The 15,923-nt window shown below is 43.5% G+C and carries 14 protein-coding genes and 1 tRNA gene; 7 read left to right on the top strand and 8 right to left on the bottom strand.

Going from position 1 to position 15,923, the window contains the following annotated elements; translation table 11 throughout:
* The first annotated feature begins 101 nt into the window (after nucleotides 1-101).
* Complete coding sequence (locus tag ICN46_RS11130; RefSeq protein WP_216208752.1) at nucleotides 102-455, top strand: hypothetical protein; 354 nt, start codon at nucleotides 102-104, stop codon at nucleotides 453-455.
* A 577-nt stretch (nucleotides 456-1,032) separates the two neighbouring features.
* Here the strand turns inward: ICN46_RS11130 and ICN46_RS11125 are convergent.
* Together ICN46_RS11125 and ICN46_RS12165 are read right to left on the bottom strand one after the other, a co-directional pair.
* Nucleotides 1,033-2,241, bottom strand: coding sequence for an IS256 family transposase (locus ICN46_RS11125; protein ID WP_216208757.1), 1,209 nt, complete (start codon nucleotides 2,239-2,241; stop codon nucleotides 1,033-1,035).
* Nucleotides 2,242-2,439: 198 nt separating this feature from the next.
* Nucleotides 2,440-2,667 (bottom strand): helix-turn-helix domain-containing protein, encoded by a 228-nt coding sequence (locus ICN46_RS12165; protein ID WP_216208749.1) that lies wholly within the window; start codon nucleotides 2,665-2,667, stop codon nucleotides 2,440-2,442.
* 87 nt (nucleotides 2,668-2,754) lie between these two features.
* Between ICN46_RS12165 and ICN46_RS11115 the strand changes: the two genes are divergently transcribed.
* Nucleotides 2,755-4,068, top strand: a complete 1,314-nt coding sequence (locus tag ICN46_RS11115) for an HNH endonuclease (RefSeq protein ID WP_216208746.1) — start codon at nucleotides 2,755-2,757, stop codon at nucleotides 4,066-4,068.
* A gap of 157 nt (nucleotides 4,069-4,225) precedes the next feature.
* A complete protein-coding gene (locus tag ICN46_RS11110) occupies nucleotides 4,226-5,185 on the top strand; it encodes an HIT family protein (RefSeq protein WP_216208743.1) in 960 nt (319 codons plus the stop codon).
* Between the two features lie 90 nt (nucleotides 5,186-5,275).
* Here the strand turns inward: ICN46_RS11110 and ICN46_RS11105 are convergent.
* Nucleotides 5,276-5,365 (bottom strand) — tRNA-Ser (locus ICN46_RS11105).
* Nucleotides 5,366-5,533: 168 nt separating this feature from the next.
* Between ICN46_RS11105 and ICN46_RS11100 the strand changes: the two genes are divergently transcribed.
* Both ICN46_RS11100 and ICN46_RS11095 read left to right on the top strand, forming a co-directional pair.
* Nucleotides 5,534-5,791 carry a type II toxin-antitoxin system Phd/YefM family antitoxin gene (locus ICN46_RS11100; protein WP_072582527.1) on the top strand — a complete coding sequence of 86 codons (258 nt, stop codon included), beginning with the start codon at nucleotides 5,534-5,536 and terminating at the stop codon, nucleotides 5,789-5,791.
* An 8-nt stretch (nucleotides 5,792-5,799) separates the two neighbouring features.
* Entirely contained in the window at nucleotides 5,800-6,219 is a 420-nt protein-coding gene (locus ICN46_RS11095) for a type II toxin-antitoxin system VapC family toxin (RefSeq protein WP_216208741.1), read from the top strand.
* On the opposite strand, the gene ICN46_RS11090 is transcribed toward ICN46_RS11095, so the two are convergent.
* On the bottom strand, nucleotides 6,216-7,349 hold the full coding sequence (locus ICN46_RS11090) for an NAD(P)/FAD-dependent oxidoreductase (protein ID WP_216208738.1): 1,134 nt from the start codon (nucleotides 7,347-7,349) through the stop codon (nucleotides 6,216-6,218). The two genes, ICN46_RS11095 and ICN46_RS11090, sit on opposite strands and share 4 nt — an antisense overlap.
* A gap of 100 nt (nucleotides 7,350-7,449) precedes the next feature.
* On the opposite strand from ICN46_RS11090, the gene pgi reads away from it, so the two are divergent.
* Both pgi and ICN46_RS11080 read left to right on the top strand, forming a co-directional pair.
* Nucleotides 7,450-8,940 (top strand): glucose-6-phosphate isomerase, encoded by a 1,491-nt coding sequence (pgi, locus tag ICN46_RS11085; protein WP_216208735.1) that lies wholly within the window; start codon nucleotides 7,450-7,452, stop codon nucleotides 8,938-8,940.
* Between the two features lie 51 nt (nucleotides 8,941-8,991).
* A complete protein-coding gene (locus ICN46_RS11080; protein WP_216208732.1) occupies nucleotides 8,992-10,377 on the top strand; it encodes a phosphomannomutase/phosphoglucomutase in 1,386 nt (461 codons plus the stop codon).
* 16 nt (nucleotides 10,378-10,393) lie between these two features.
* On the opposite strand, the gene ICN46_RS11075 is transcribed toward ICN46_RS11080, so the two are convergent.
* The 4 genes from ICN46_RS11075 to ICN46_RS11060 all read right to left on the bottom strand — a co-directional run.
* Entirely contained in the window at nucleotides 10,394-10,984 is a 591-nt protein-coding gene (locus tag ICN46_RS11075; RefSeq protein ID WP_216208729.1) for a hypothetical protein, read from the bottom strand.
* A 19-nt stretch (nucleotides 10,985-11,003) separates the two neighbouring features.
* Entirely contained in the window at nucleotides 11,004-11,600 is a 597-nt protein-coding gene (locus tag ICN46_RS11070; protein ID WP_216208726.1) for a hypothetical protein, read from the bottom strand.
* Nucleotides 11,597-12,406 carry a peptidylprolyl isomerase gene (locus ICN46_RS11065; protein WP_215309921.1) on the bottom strand — a complete coding sequence of 270 codons (810 nt, stop codon included), beginning with the start codon at nucleotides 12,404-12,406 and terminating at the stop codon, nucleotides 11,597-11,599. Before ICN46_RS11065 ends, ICN46_RS11070 begins: the two co-directional genes overlap by 4 nt.
* 58 nt (nucleotides 12,407-12,464) lie before the next feature.
* Nucleotides 12,465-15,923, bottom strand: a 3,459-nt coding sequence (locus ICN46_RS11060) for a beta strand repeat-containing protein (protein WP_216208722.1), incomplete at its 5' end; no start/stop codon positions are given.

The following is a 15,923-nucleotide window of genomic DNA, read 5'->3' as shown; positions in this document are numbered from 1 at the left end:
TCAAAATCCCGACGATTTGGGTCTCTGTAAATCGTGACTTCTTCATATTGATTCTCCTGTTGTAAATACTGCCATAAACAACAGAAAACTCAACTTCTTAAATGTACGAATCTAAGGGGATACTACAATCCAGACATACTGTAATGAGGGCAAGAAATGAATTAATAGTATTAGGCTTCATTGAAATCACTCATCAGGGTGGAATTTGTAATGGAGGGAAGTCACCTAACCTTTACCGATTTACGGATCAAGATATGTATGAGCAACCTAAATGGAGATTATCAGCACGAAAAGCAGATCATCTATACCTAAAATTTAAAACAAAGTCAGAAGCTCAGGCTGAAATTAGAAAAATAGAGAAGCCAAAGAAAAAAGTTAAGGTGCTAAATCAGCATCTAATAAGTGAAGAAATAACACCTAGATCACGAAAACTAAGTGTTGAATTAGCACATTGAGCATTATTCAAGGTGCAATATCCACACTTATGAAATTTATAAAAATTAGATAAATCCTCAATCAATTCATATGGTTAATTTAATAAAGCATTCTTTGGATAATTTATTGACCCATGTAGCAAATATGCACTCCTTTGTAGATATACCATCCCATAACTGATTCTAGGAAAGATAAGCCTTTGAAAATTAGCACAGAAAATTCTTTGGAAGTCTTTGAGCCAATTGAGGTTCATGATTCCCCTACCCCTAGAATCAATTTAGCTACCAGCGAGGATGTCAGACGAGAGATGGCAAAAGTCTATAGGGAAGCAAGGCTTAATAAACTTCCTATAAGCGATGCCACGAAACTTTCATACATTCTGACCCAGATACTCAAGGCACATGAATTGACAGTCTTAGAGAGCCGAATAGAGCATTTAGAAAAGGCTCTATAGAAAGACTTTTCCATCTATATGAATAATCTAAAAAATCGCATCGAAAAGCTTGAAAAGGAAATAATTCCAAAACAAGTCATAGTGATTTTAAGAAACGACATTGAACGACCCTGTAAATATTTCTGTGTAAGTTCACTACGGGGTTATTGGTGAACAGCGATGCGTTCTCTAAATTCTATATCAAAACGATTGAGTGCTGCCCTCCAGTTCTGGATGGGCATGGTCCACTTCTTAGAAGCTTGCAAGATTGCCAAGTAGATTACTTTAGTAGCTGCTGCATCGCTAGGAAATAACTTTCTGCGCTTGGTGGCTGACCGAATAACACTATTCAAAGACTCAATGGCATTGGTGGTGTAAATGGCTTTGCGGATCTCTGGGGGATAGTCAAATAAGGTTCGTAGGTTCTCCCAGTGACTAGTCCAGGATTTAGCGATCTGCGGATATTGGCTGTTCCAGGTGGTGCCAAACTCTTCTAGCGCTTTTTGAGCCAGCGCTTCGGTGCTGGCCTGATAAATACGTTTGAGATCAGCGGTGACCGCCTTGTAATCTTTCCAAGAAACGTACTTCAGGCTGTTGCGCACCATGTGCACAATACATAGCTGAATTCGAGCTTGTGGAAACTCGCTGGCAATGGCCTGTGGAAAGCCTTTGAGCCCATCAATGCAGGCAATCAGAATATCTTGCACACCACGACTCTTGAGCTCTGTCAGTACAGATAGCCAGAACTTGGCCCCCTCGTTCTCGGAGATCCATAGGCCTAATAGCTCCTTATGTCCGTCCATATCAACCCCTAAGGCAAGGTAAATCGATTTATTGATGACCTGCATGTTCTCGCGGATTTTGACCACAATGCAGTCCAAATACACAATGGGATAGATGGCATTGAGTGGTCTAGCCTGCCAGTCAGTGATTTGCTCAATGACGCTATCAGTCACCTGAGAGATGAGTGCAGCCGAAACATCGGCATCGTACATCTCCTTAAAAGCACCCACGATCTCTCTGGTGGATAAGCCTTTGGCGTAGAGCGTCAAAATCTGGCTATCCATGCTGGTTAAGCGGGTTTGGTGCTTAGCAAGCAGTTGCGGCTCAAAGCTGCCATCTCGATCTCTGGGGGTGTCAATAACCACCTCGCCATGGGAGCCTTTAAGGCGTTTGCTAGTAATGCCATTACGCGCATTGCTACTAGGCCGATTGCGATGCTTCTCATATCCCAGATGATGGGTCAACTCCGCATTTAAAGCTGCTTCTACCGTGAGCTTAACCAACTCCTGTGAAAGGATATTTAAATCTTCTGGAGTCTTGAGGTCCTTGGCTAGTTCGTTGGCTAAGGCTTGTAATTTACTACGATCCATTGTGTTGTGTTCCATGTGGCTATCCTTCTATGCAGGTTAATTGGCCGCAGGAACTTACACAAATTTATTTACAGGGTCCATTGAACTTCAGTCCAGAAGATTTCAAGGATTGCCCCACGACCCCTTTATTACCGATGCGAATGGATGCAAGATCATTCATTGTCTGGATGGACAGAATATTGAGGATCTTTGATAAATCTATCTATTTAGCTCGACCTCAACTAGTTTCATGAGTTCTGACAGGCTTAAATCAAAAGCCTTGGCAAGTTTAGCGATTGTAGTAATTGAAGGAAGTTTTTGATCTAGCTCAATTGAGCTTATGTAAGCCCTAGTTAGCTCCGATTCGAACCCTAACTCCTCTTGGGTTAACCCCTTGGAAATTCTGAGTTTTCTTATTGCTACTCCAAACGCACCTGATGCTTCCATTTTTTCCCCAAGTAAGGGGGAATTGTTCGGTTTGGGCTAATATAAGTCTTCGCACTATAGTACGAATTAATTGTCGATTAGGCTAATATGCAAGATCAATTCATATCTCATTTTTCTGAAAATTCAATTTTTACTCTTATTAACGAGAGGGATCGACAAAAGGCTGAATCCAATAATGGTGAAAGCTCCATACTGGAGGGAAAGCCATGGACAAGCGCTAAAAAAGACTTTGATGCTTTAGAGCAAAACCAAGAAATGATTCTGCTATTTGGAGATGCAAACAGAATTCAAGAAACTGGCAGCATAGAGTGGTTTGCTCTTATAAAAAAAATCAAGATTACATATGACCCCAGCAACTCCAGAAAAGGGAAAACCAAAGTATTTTTTACTGGCTTAACTAGATTAGAGAAACCATATCCTTTAAGTCGATTAAAACTCAGAAGCAAGGGGAGAGAAGGCGAATACTTTAGTCCGCACTTTCAAAGACCATATGCCTTATGTTTATTACCTCGAAACTTTGCGACTTTTGTTAAGTCAAACCATGATAAAAAAAATAAATCATCAAATAAGCCCCCTAAAAATTTAGCCCATATTGATTTATTGACTGAGAACGATTTTTTAAGGGCTTTGCAAGCTATTGAACCCAATATGACCGAGCATCAAATTGAGATGCTAGTCGGTCATGCAAATGCTCCCAGCCATTGTTTATCCATGAGAAAGCTGGCTGAACTTGGCGGGTATAAAAACTATAGAGTAGGAAATCTTCAATATGGTCGGCTTGGAGGGTTATTTGCTAACTATTTTAAGGTTGATAAATTACCGAATCAGACGCAGGCTTTAGCGATAGTCGGTGGAAGCCGAGATGAGTTTGGAGAGTTCCAATGGAAGTTAAGAGAGCCACTTATTCAGGCATTGCGTAGTCATTGGTCTGATGTTGTATTCCAAAGTAGCGAAGTCGAGCAAACTGAATTCGAGTTCATAAAACAGCCCGATGGATCGGTATTAAAGCCTACAGAGCAAGCAGCAATCATTCAGTCACGCATTGGGCAGGGTTTGTATCGAAAGAACATGCTAGAACTGTGGGGCGGCAAATGTGCATTGACTGGCTGCGATATTCCCGAAGTTTTGATTGCATCACACGCAAAGCCATGGAAGCTGTCCACAAATCAAGAAAGGCTTGATAAATACAATGGACTACTACTAGCGGCTCATGTAGATGCATTATTTGATACAGGGCTAATTAGCTTTGGGGATGATGGGGCTTTAATAAAATCACCGCAACTTACAAAAGCTCAGATCAATTCACTTGGGCTATGTGAATTTACAAAGCTACGATTTATTAAAGCTGAACATCGAAGGTATCTTAAAGAGCATCGCACTCTTCATGGGCTAATTTCATAAATAACCTTGGCTCATCGAACCAGCATTGGTTATTATTAAGATCAACACAGTCCTAAATTGGAGTGCTTTCAATGAATCAATGGGTTGAGCTAGAAGAATTTTTAAACAAGGTTGAATAGTGAACTTTTCCGAGCTTAAAAAGTTTATAACGCAAGACATGTCTATGTCGCATATATATCAGCCCGTCATGCTGATAGAGCTTTTAAATAATCAAGGGAAGGCATCGGTCACCCAAATTGCACAAGCTATTCTAAATAAAGATCCTTCCCAAATTGAGTATTACTCTCAGATAGTCAAGCGAATGGTAGGTGATGTTCTTACCAATAAGCGAAAAATTACCACTAAAGATAAAGAGCATTACTTACTTCAAGGGGTTCAGTCCCTATCTCAACAAGAGATCACAGAATTAATTACCCTATGTGAATCTAAGATAAATGAATATGAATTAAAACGACAAGGAGCGCAATGGCAGCATCGTAGACGAGGCAGAAGACCTGTATCAGGGACTATCCGATATGAGGTGCTTAAACGAGCCAAAGGTCGCTGTGAGCTATGTGGCATCTCTAACGAAGAAAAGAATTTAGAGGTCGATCACATTACCCCAAAGAGTTTGGGTGGCAAAGACGACATAGCCAATTACCAAGCCCTATGCTTTACCTGCAATGCCCAAAAGAATAATAAGGACGATACCGACTTTAGGAATATCAATGCTCAGTATGAGCATCGAGAAAAAGACTGTCTTTTTTGCCAGATCCAGACAGACGATAGGGAAAGGGTTGAAGATGAGAACACCCTAGCCTATGCAATTAGGGACGGGTTTGAAGTAACTAAGCACCATACCCTATTTATCCCCAAAAGACATATCAAAGACTACTTTGGGCTTACTCAGGCTGAAATTAATGCCATTAATCAGTTAATTGAATCCCAGAAAGAGTTTTTGGATAATGCAGATAGCTCTATTGATGGCTACAACATTGGAATGAATTGTGGAGAAGCTGCTGGGCAAACCATCTTCCATTGCCATGTACATCTAATTCCAAGGCGCAAGGGTGATGTAGATAATCCTAGGGGCGGAATCAGGCATGTGATTCCCGAGAAGGGTTTTTACAAAAGTTAAAGGATTAATCCCTATTAAGGGGATTTCTTGGTAACGATTTTGGTAACAAGGGTGTTGTATCTCTACAAACCCTTGTGATACCTATTGACTTGGCGGAAGAGGTGAGATTCGAACTCACGGAGGACTTTCATCCTCGCCAGTTTTCAAGACTGGTGCATTCAACCGCTCTGCCACTCTTCCTTTGCGAATTGAGTCCTAGATTATAAGGAATTCGGTGAGCCCCTACTTAAAAATGCAATAAGGCCCCTTCTAAAGATCGCTTCCATTGGCTTAAATACACTATATGCACCAACCGATATACACTTTTCTCTGATAAACTAGTCAGATAACTAGTCAGGAGCATGGGTGATGAATAAGCACTGGGCAGTTCAAGATGCCAAAGCAAAATTTAGCGAGTTACTAAACGCCTGCCTTGAAGAAGGTCCTCAAGTAGTTACTAAGCGGGGGCATGAAGCAGCAGTATTAATCACCATCCAGGAGTGGAATACATTGAAAAAGTTAGCCAAACCTTCTCTTAAATCGCTTTTGCTTTCAGAGCAAGCCAAGGGTGACCTAGTGCTGCCAAAGCGTGGCCAAGGTGCATTTCGAAAATCAATCAAACTGTAAGACTGCTCATGTACTTACTAGACACCAATATTATTTCAGAACTACGTAAACCAAAACCGCATGGAGCAGTATTAGAGTGGTATGACAACATTTCAGATAATGATCTTTATATTTCCGCGGTCTCGATCGGTGAAATTCAAGCAGGCATTGAGTTGACTCGTGAGCAAGATAAAAATAAAGCAGAGTCTTTGGAAAGTTGGTTGCAACAAGTTTCAAATGCACATCATGTCTTACCGATGACGGGATCAACCTTTAGATTGTGGGCAAAGCTCATGCATAAAGAAAGTAATACCGTTTGGGAAGATGCCATGATCGCAGCGACAGCTATTGATCAGAAACTCGTCGTGGTCAGTAGAAATATAAAAGACTTCAAACGATTTAAAATTAATTTACTGAACCCATTCGAATATCGAGCCCAAGCAGATTAAGACCTCTTAATTAAACCTTCTAAATGCTTGGCAATAGCTAGGCTGGAGGTTAATCCTGGGGACTCAAAGCCATATAGATTGAAGAGTCCTTCCAGGCCATGGTTCTTGGGCGTATTGAAGCAAAAATCCCCTGCAGGTGCGTTTGGCGGGACTATCTTTGCCCTCACCCCAGAGTAATCAGGTTGCAATGCATTGTCCTTAAGGCCTGGCCAATAGCGTCTTACGGCCTCATAGAAGCCATCGCCCCGCTTTGGATTTACGGTGTAATCAATTTGGCTTTCTTCATCGATTTCAAGCCATTCGACGTCGGGCCCAAACTTGGCCTGCCCACCCATATCCAAAGTGAGATGCACGCCCAGACCACCAGGCTCTGGAATGGGATAAATCAAATGCTTGAACGGTGATTTTCCAGAAAGAGAAAAGTAATTACCTTTAGCAAAATACGCTTTGGGGATATGTTCCTGTGAGAGTCCTTCTATCTTTCTCGCAATGGCTGGTGCACTCATACCAGCGCAATTAATCAGCAGCTTGGTTTGAATCTTCATACCATCTGCGCCACCGATTTCTAGTTCAAATCCGTCCTTCGCATTATCACCAATGGGTTTTGCACTGATGAGTGGCGATTGATAGGCAATCATGCCGCCTGCATCCTCAAATCCGCCAAGCAAGGACAGCATGAAGCCATGGCTATCAACGATACCGGTAGAGGCCGAGAGAACCGCTGCCGCACAATGTAGCTCGGGTTCCATTGCCTTGGCTTGCTCGCCAGTAATCATTTTGATTTCTGGAACTTGGTTTTGCTGCGCCCTGTAAAGAATGGCCTGGAGATCATCTAACTGAGATTCGTCGCTGGCAACGATCAATTTTCCATAAGGCTGAGTAGCAACATGGTGAGTGCGGCAATACTCATAGAGCATGCGATTACCCTCTACACAGAGCTTGGCCTTGAGTGAGTCCTTGGGGTAATAAATGCCAGCATGAATCACTTCACTATTACGGGCACTGCTTATCGTGCCAAAAGCACTTTCCCGTTCAAGCAAAATCGTTTCACGGCCCTGCAAGGCCATTTCTCTCGCAACAGCTAGGCCGACGACCCCAGCACCGATGACGACACAGTCGACCTGATCCATTTATCTGCCCAAGCCTTGAATGATTGTTCTCTGCATCCTGAAATCGTAACATTTTCAGTGTTTTAGTGGGTTTTGGGACACTTCTTGATAAAATCTATCAATGTCCTCTAAACCAGCTGAAGAGCATCTGAAAACCCTATTTAGCGCCCAAGATATCGTTTTAGATAGCGCTTATCAAGGCATTGATGCTGCCAGCTGGAAATCTCTCTTTAAACAGGCTAAAGACGCTCATTTAGAGCAGTTTATTGCCGACCTGTTTGCTGGTAAGCCAGTGAATAACTCTGAAAACCGCCCTGCGCTTCATTCCGCTCTGCGCAACCTGGATAAGTCGCCTGTTTTAGTAAATGGCAAAGATGTTATGCCAGACGTCGCACAAGTTTGGCATCGCATTGAGGCTCTCTGCAATAAGTGGGTAGGCGTTACCGATGTTATTCACATTGGTATTGGCGGCTCTGACTTTGGTCCACGTCTTGCCATTGAAGCATTAGCCCATGTTCCCGATATTGAAAGCCGCGGCATGCGCATGCATTTCTTGGCCAATATCGATACCGCAGATTTAAACCGCATTTTGCAACGCGCTTTGCCTCATAGCACCAAGGTCATCATTGTCTCCAAGTCGTTCACAACGCTTGAGACCAATATGAATGCAAACGCCGTGGTGAAGTGGCTTAAAAATAATGGCCTCACCGATAGTCAAGTCAGTAAATCACTCTTTGCAGTAACAGCAAACATTCCTGCTGCCAAAGAATTTGGCATTGAGCAAGATCATATCTATCCTTTCTGGGATTGGGTTGGCGGTCGTTACTCTGTATGGTCTGCCGTAGGATTACCAATTGCCCTGCAATACGGCTTTGAGACTTTTAAGCAGTTCTTAGCTGGCGCTCAAGCAATGGATCAGCACTTTAAGTCTGCTCCTCTTGAAGGCAATATTCCAGCAATCATGGCGCTAAGCCTGCTTTACCAGCAAGAGAAACACAACGTTAAATCGTATGCCGTGATTCCTTATGCGGATGCTTTGGATTGGTTTCCAAAGTGGTTGCAACAGCTGGATATGGAAAGTAATGGCAAGAGCGTCGATCGCAATGGTCGGCCCGTTAAATTTTCCTGCCCAGTAGTTTTTGGTAGCTCCGGCAGCAATGCACAACACTCATATTTTCAGCTATTGCACCAAGGCACTGAAGTCATCCCAATTGATTTCATCGCAGTGCGTGAGCCGATGAGTAATTTGCCTGAGGCAAAGGCGCATCACCGCATTCTGCTGTCAAACTGCTTGGCGCAAGCCCAAGCCTTGGCCAATGGCAAGAAAACTGATAACCCAAACAATACCTACCCAGGCAAACGCCCTAGTAACCTACTGATTCTGCCTAAGCTCAATGCCTTCTACTTAGGCGCACTCTTGGCACTTTATGAGAATCGTACTGCTGCATTGGGTGCCTTATGGAATATCAATAGCTTTGATCAGCCAGGTGTAGAGCTTGGCAAAGTACTAGCTAAGCCAATTGAGGCTGCCCTAAAGAATGGTGTCACCATTCAAGCTGAAGCCGGCATTGATGAAGTGACAGCTGCTCGCATAAACTTATTCAATCAATAGCTTATTAATAGCTATTGATCTAGCATTAGTCCAGACACCGAAAGAACACTCATGCAACTCTCTCCATCTATTTTCAAGGCGTATGACATCCGCGGCATTATTGATGAGACTGTAGATCCATCGATCGCCAAACTCATTGGTCAAGCATTTGGCACAGAGATGCGTGAACTTGGTGAAACCGAAATTGTGATCGGACGTGACGGTCGCTTATCAGGCCCTAGTTTGATTGAAGCTTTGACTGAAGGCTTACTTTCTACCAGTATCAATGTGATTGATCTGGGAATGGTAGCTACACCAATGGTGTACTTTGGCGCCAACCAGGTGCTTAATGGCAAGAAACTAAAGTCCGGCATCATGATTACCGGCAGCCATAATCCACCCAACTACAACGGTTTTAAGATGGTTCTGGGCGGCGCAGCAATCTATGGCGATCAAATTCAGACTCTGCGTAAGCGTATTGAATCCAAGCAATTTGCTACCGGCCAAGGCACTAGAAGCACCTTTGATATTTTCCCAATGTACCTAGAGCGCATTGTGAGCGACGTTAAGTTGGCTCGTCCTATGAAGATTGTGGTGGATTGCGGCAATGGTGTTGGCGGCGCATTCGCTGGCAAGCTCTTCAGAGCTTTAGGTTGTGAAGTTCAAGAACTCTTTTGTGAAGTAGATGGTCATTTTCCGAACCATCATCCAGATCCAGCCCACATTGAGAACTTGCAAGATCTCATTAAGAACTTACAAACTACCGATAATGAATTAGGCCTCGCTTTTGATGGTGACGCTGATCGTTTGGGTGTTGTGACTAAAGATGGTCAGGTGATCTTCCCAGACCGTCAAATGATGCTGTTTGCCAAGGACGTACTCTCACGCAATCCTGGCGGCCAGATTATTTATGACGTCAAATGCACGCGTAATCTAGCCACTTATGTGAAAAAACATGGTGGTGAGCCTTTGATGTGGAAAACGGGTCACTCTTTAGTGAAAGCCAAGCTTAAAGAGACTGGCGCACCATTAGCAGGCGAGATGTCTGGTCACATCTTCTTCAAAGACCGTTGGTTTGGTTTTGATGATGGTCTTTACACCGGTGCACGTTTATTAGAGATCCTCTCCAAAGAGAAAGATCCAAATCAAACGCTTAATGACTTACCTAATGCTATTTGCACGCCTGAATTGCAACTGGCTTGTGCTGAAGGTGAGCCATTCGCTTTACTTGAAACCATTAAAGCAAATGCCAAGTTCCCTACTTCTGAGTCCATCAATACGATTGATGGAGTACGTGTGGAATATGCCGATGGATTTGGCTTGGCTAGACCATCAAATACCACACCGGTTGTAGTGATGCGCTTTGAGGCAGATAGTGAACAGGCTATTGCTAGAATTCAAGCAGAATTTAAGGCGGTCTTGTTGGCCGCTAAGCCAGAGGCAAAGCTACCGTTTTAAAACCTCAATACCTCCATTAATGAATAGAGGTATTTTTGGTGGTTTGAACTTCTAAAGACTGATTATCAGAGCTTGGGTTCGTGGCTTGCAATACAGCTTCACCCCAACCCGCTTGTTGGCGTAGCTGATCGAGCAAAACACACATTGTTTGCAGTATATTTCCTGCTAGTTTGAGGTTGATATTAGCGCCTCCTGGAAGAGTGAAGTCGATAGATAAATTGTCGTCAATTTGCCCATCCTTCACATCTGCTAGATGACCTAATTTTTCGCCCTTCTGAGTGAGAGCACAGGTTACATCCAGTACCAAGATAGGATCAAATCCAAGCGGAAAATTGAGTCCCGCTTCATAAGGTGATGTCGCCATATTTTCTTGCTTTGCGGATTCTAAAATAGCTTCTTTTTCAAACTCAGTGAGTGCTTTTGCGGCACCTGGTGAATGGGTTTGCTCTAATTGTTTAGCCAGTAAATGGGATGTCGCTGCGAGAATAAATAGAGTGGTTCTGCGCGTAAGCCAGAAGCGATACTCTTCCTGACTTTGAGTATTAAACCGAAACAAGATTCGGTCCTCATTCGGAAAGTAGCTTCCGTTAAATTGTTTAATAGTCATTTCAATTTACATTCCATGATTAAATCGAAATATCTTTTGAGTTCGACTTTGGAATAGCGTTTTGCGGCGTACCCGGAGGTTGATTCGGCGTGACTCTAGGGACAATTTGCAGAGGCGGCACAATGATGATTTGAGGCGGTTTTTGCTCCCTCTGTTTACTATTGGCAGCCTCAGTTAGGACTCGATCAATAGCGGGCTTAGCCCCCAACAAGCTAAAGCGCGTCACTGCAAAAGCGCCCGATTGAAGGGCAACTGCAAAACCGATACTTTCTCCCGCTTGTGTCGCCTGCAGCACGGCATTATATGGAGTTAGTATCCGAAATACATTCCCATTGATGGGAGTACATTCCATCGTTAAGGCTGTTGAAATGCTGGGACTATTCATCAAAACAGAATATTTGGCGCCAGGCGTGCAATTAAGGTTTTGATGCAAGTAAAAAAGGCATTGCTCATTCGAGCAAAAAGTTCCAAAGGAAGTGCTTGCATCAGCAATGGTGTAAGCCTCATTCGTTTGACCGCCCATTTCTGCGACCCAATTTTGATAACTGAACTTTTCCCCTGCACTAACGAGACTGGCGTTCAAACAAAGAATAATGACGGCAAATAGCTTTTTCATTGAACAATCTTAGAGGATTCGCGCAGGCGCTTCAAAGTTTCGGCGAGATATTGTTGAATGATGGCCTGCTTTAACTGGTTTTTAGAGCTCTCAAAACTAGGAATCTTGGAAGATCGTGTGTCGTCTACCCGAATAATTACCCAGGCATCAGAAACCTTAATGGGGGTCTTGCTAAAACTGCCCTTGCCTAAGGTCCCGACGACATCAGCTATTGAGGGAGCTAATTGCTGAGGACTCACCCATCCTAAGACGCCACCTTGTGATTTGGTGGCAGCATCTAGCGAGACTTCCTTAGCAACCTTTGCAAAGGAGTCGCCCGCTTGTAATCTCCCAATTACAGCGATGGACTCAGATTCAGATTTAAGTGCTATTTGGCTAATCTTATATTGAGTGGTTAAATCAGAGCCATTACCAAGGTATTGTTTTTGCTTGTCATATTCTTCGCGAAGCTTCTCATTGGTAATCGGATTCTTCTTCAAATAATCCTCAATAAAAACTTGAAGATAAAGATTCTGGCGCAGTTGAGTGATTTGATCCTGCAGATCAACTCCCTGTTCAAGACCTTGCTTAACCACCTCTTGCGCAATCAATTGGCGGTTAATTAACTCATTTTTAATAGCTTCGCGTAGCTGGGGAGTATCTTTTTGGCCCTGCGCTAAGGCTGCTTGTAAGTTCAAATCAAAAAGTCCTCTGCTGATGGCGTTTCCATTGACGGTGGCTACAAACTCAAAATTCGGTGAGGCGGCAATCGTACTATTAGATAAGCAATAGACAATGAACATTGCAATTACACGACCAATTCTCATAAGACCTTCCAAATATTGCGGATGATTAACACCAATATACGCCTCTTAAAAACCCGCATCAGCGCTTGATGGCCTTGGGTTTTAAGCAAGAATCGTCCCCTGCCTGGCAGCTTTCATCCGGACTTGTAACTGAAACTGCGCCAGACAGACCCTTGCTATTTGTAAGAGCAAAGTCAAGATCTTTGCTTGCTGAAATAGCCGCCATTAAAGTCCCAGAAGCAAGCCCCTCAAGAGCCATGCGATCATTCAAAACTCCCTGAGGGATATTCTGAGTATTGATTTCACGATGCAATCCTGAATTAGTAGTGGTATCAGTCGTATAGATTTGTTTACCGTAAGTGGTCACCTCACCCGTAGCGATTCTGCCTCTGCTGACACTTGTGTCAGCAATTGCTGGTGGATTAGGCAATGAAGTATCTTGGTTCTGATATCCCGTCTTAATCGTCAAGCTTGCTAATGGATCAATACGACCAATGATCGCCGATGAGACATCTACGATAGGTGTTTCGTTTGCTACAGTAGTGATAGCCTCAATGACTAGATTATGGGCATTTGGTGGAGGCACTATATCGTTAACGGTTCCTACGATAACGATACTTGGGTCCTCTGATAGCAAGACGCGAGTTGAACCATTGCTACCGTTATCTCCTATAAGCACATTTCCCGTGTAATTTTGAGTACCAAAAGTAGTGATATTCGCCTTAATGAGAATCGTATTGGCAGTTACATTAAGATTGTAAATATTAGGGCTTTCGAAATATGCACTGCTATAAGGAATATGGCTGCCATCAGGGTTTATGACAGAGCTGCCAACCGTATCTCCAAATGTAACCTGGCCGTTTAGTGCCTCGATATCAAGAGATTGTTTATTGGCAAATGAGGATGCTCCACCTAATAATTGGCCATTGAAACTAATGTTGCCATTATCTGATTTCAGAAGCATGGGAGTAATAACTCCACCTACGCTAGCGCCTGCACCCAAGGTTACTGCGCTGTTATATATCTGATTATTAGCCGTGTGAATATTGGTTACTAAAGTAATAGGTCCTGTTGTAGTGAGGCTATTTAGCACTAAGTTGCCAGTTACACCTAAAGATCCACCTGAGGAAACTACCGAGCCAGAGCCAAGAGCACTCAGACTACCAATCATGAGCGTGGATCCATTAGATATCAAAGTATTTCCAGATCTATTGGTGTTATCGCCGCTAATGGTTAATGTACCAGCGCCAGACTGAGTAATAGTGCCAGATCCAGAAACTTGGTTGGTGAAATTAAAGGCATTAGAACCATTAAATAAGATATTTCCTGAATTGCTGATCGCACTACCAACCTGTCCTACAAGCGCACTGTCATAGTTGACGGTAACGCCACTAGGAATAATTACTTGAGCTACGTTATTTACCAATGTTGAAACGCCGCCAATTACCTGTGTAGTACTTGTCGGTATCGCTCCTCCAGCCCAGTTTCCGGCGTTAGACCAGTTACCGCCAGTCGCACCTAAGTAAGTAACAGATGGAAGCTGGGTAATTGTGCCGGTGCTGTCAGTAAATTGACTGTTGGAGAGACGATAGTTATTAGCATCTGCGCCTGATAAGGAGATATTTAACGTAACAGCCTTATTGATGCCCACGTTTTGATCTGCGTAATAACCACTGCCACCAATCACCACATGGTCATTGGTCAACACAGAAGACGATGTTGCGCTTGTTGGCAAAATTAGACCAGCAATAGCAGCATTACCATCGTAGACCTTTTGTGCACCAGCAATACCAAGTTGGCTAGTGGATAATACCAAGCGCTCAATCGTTAATCCGCCTGTTATGACCATAGAGGTGAAGTTAGATCCGTTAATAGCAATATTAGATGCGCCAAGGTTATAACCACCTACTGCATAGGCACCTGAACCACTCTGCGCAGCAGCTAATGGAATTAATGTAAAGTTTGCTGAGCCATCAACACCGTCACTAATAGCCACTGAGCTTCCATTAATCGTTAGCGTCTGTGTAGTAACGGTGTTTACAGAGCCAGTAGCAGAGCAATCTGCGAGTGAGCATCTTAGATAACGCGCAGAAGCGCTAAAAGGAATTGTTGATGCACCATAGCTAACTACTGTTGGAGCAACCTCAACTAAAAGCTGGTTTGCTGGAACAATCGTAAATGTTCCAGTGCGATAACTAATTTGATAGTTACCATTCACCGAGCCAGACGCCCCGAAGCCACTTGGAGTAAGGATAAAGGTACCGGCAGCTTCACCTATCGGACGGGTCACTGAAAGCACTCCAGTTAAATTAGATGCATTCTCAGCACCAACAAAGCCGTTATAGATAGCACCAGCAAAATTTACTGGATCAGACTGAGTTACAAACTTAGCAGAATTTACAGCTGTTACGATTAATTGAGCTGGCGTGATCTCACTTGTGGACGATGATGTTAATGACTTGTTGTAGTTCAAGCCATTATTACCGTCATTGATCGTTGCAGAAAGCAGATTAACCGTTTTTCCGGAGCCCACGTTGGCATTGCTACCTGCAAACACAACACTAGCAGCAGTAACCGTATCACCACCAACTAACCTATTGGACATGGCTGCAAGGTCCAGTGCAGTCATGTCATACGAAGAAACACCGTCATAAACCTTTGAGATTGATGGCGCAGTGAGCGTGACAGAACGCTTAGTCACAATAACCTGGGTGTTGATTGGTGTCAAAGAGTTGTAATTAGAAAGCAATGCATTACCTACAGGAGTGAGTGTTAAGCCATTAACATCCAGTAGATTTTGAGCAACCGGTGCAGTTTGATCAGTAGGGTTGTTGATAGCAAAAACTACATTCTTTGTAGATAAGTTTGCAGATCCGGTTACATTGAATGATTCACCATTAACCCCAGCAACACTCATGGCAGAACCATTCATCACAATGGTACCGTCATATTGACGTGTACCAGTGAGAGATAGAGTTGCAGGCGTAATCGCAAAGTTGGCTGGCACATAAGTAATAGCGTAGTTGCTATTAGCTACCGTGCCTTGGCCGATGGCATAGTTACCCACATTCACACCAGTAGCTCTGGTTAAGGAACCAGTGAAGGTATCAGAGCCAACCAAGCCACGGCTAGTGCCATTGGCTTCTACGGTGTAAGTGTAGGTATTTGGATTGGCATTGCCGTAGATCTTCGTTTGACCAGCATCAGCAGTAATGGTGATTGGACGAGCGGTAATCGCAAAGTTGGCTGGCACATAAGTAATAGCGTAGTTGCTATTAGCTACCGTGCCTTGGCCGATGGCATAGTTACCCACATTCTCACCAGTAGCTCTGGTTAAGGAACCAGTGAAGGTATCAGAGCCAACCAAGCCACGGCTAGTGCCATTGGCTTCTACGGTGTAAGTGTAGGTATTTGGATCGGTTTCACCATAGATCTTAGTAGCGCTGCTAGCAGTCAAGGTAATTGGACGTGGCGTAATGGCAAAGTTGGCACCGGTGTAAACGATGCTGTAGTTATTGCTACCGGTGGTGACGGTACC

It is taken from the genome of Polynucleobacter sp. Latsch14-2, from assembly GCF_018881925.1.
GTDB lineage: Bacteria > Pseudomonadota > Gammaproteobacteria > Burkholderiales > Burkholderiaceae > Polynucleobacter.
Note: the sequence above shows the minus strand (reverse complement) of the source record. Positions and strands in the feature narration are given on the sequence as shown.

What these genes read in the sequence shown, in the direction of transcription:
- ICN46_RS11130 (WP_216208752.1), top strand. Translation starts at nt 102, where the DNA reads ATGTACGAATCTAAGGGGATACTACAATCCAGACATACTGTAATGAGG.
- ICN46_RS11125 (WP_216208757.1), bottom strand. Translation starts at nt 2,241, where the DNA reads ATGGATCGTAGTAAATTACAAGCCTTAGCCAACGAACTAGCCAAGGAC.
- ICN46_RS12165 (WP_216208749.1), bottom strand. Translation starts at nt 2,667, where the DNA reads ATGGAAGCATCAGGTGCGTTTGGAGTAGCAATAAGAAAACTCAGAATT.
- ICN46_RS11115 (WP_216208746.1), top strand. Translation starts at nt 2,755, where the DNA reads ATGCAAGATCAATTCATATCTCATTTTTCTGAAAATTCAATTTTTACT.
- ICN46_RS11110 (WP_216208743.1), top strand. Translation starts at nt 4,226, where the DNA reads ATGTCTATGTCGCATATATATCAGCCCGTCATGCTGATAGAGCTTTTA.
- ICN46_RS11100 (WP_072582527.1), top strand. Translation starts at nt 5,534, where the DNA reads ATGAATAAGCACTGGGCAGTTCAAGATGCCAAAGCAAAATTTAGCGAG.
- ICN46_RS11095 (WP_216208741.1), top strand. Translation starts at nt 5,800, where the DNA reads ATGTACTTACTAGACACCAATATTATTTCAGAACTACGTAAACCAAAA.
- ICN46_RS11090 (WP_216208738.1), bottom strand. Translation starts at nt 7,349, where the DNA reads ATGGATCAGGTCGACTGTGTCGTCATCGGTGCTGGGGTCGTCGGCCTA.
- pgi (WP_216208735.1), top strand. Translation starts at nt 7,450, where the DNA reads ATGTCCTCTAAACCAGCTGAAGAGCATCTGAAAACCCTATTTAGCGCC.
- ICN46_RS11080 (WP_216208732.1), top strand. Translation starts at nt 8,992, where the DNA reads ATGCAACTCTCTCCATCTATTTTCAAGGCGTATGACATCCGCGGCATT.
- ICN46_RS11075 (WP_216208729.1), bottom strand. Translation starts at nt 10,984, where the DNA reads ATGACTATTAAACAATTTAACGGAAGCTACTTTCCGAATGAGGACCGA.
- ICN46_RS11070 (WP_216208726.1), bottom strand. Translation starts at nt 11,600, where the DNA reads ATGAAAAAGCTATTTGCCGTCATTATTCTTTGTTTGAACGCCAGTCTC.
- ICN46_RS11065 (WP_215309921.1), bottom strand. Translation starts at nt 12,406, where the DNA reads ATGAGAATTGGTCGTGTAATTGCAATGTTCATTGTCTATTGCTTATCT.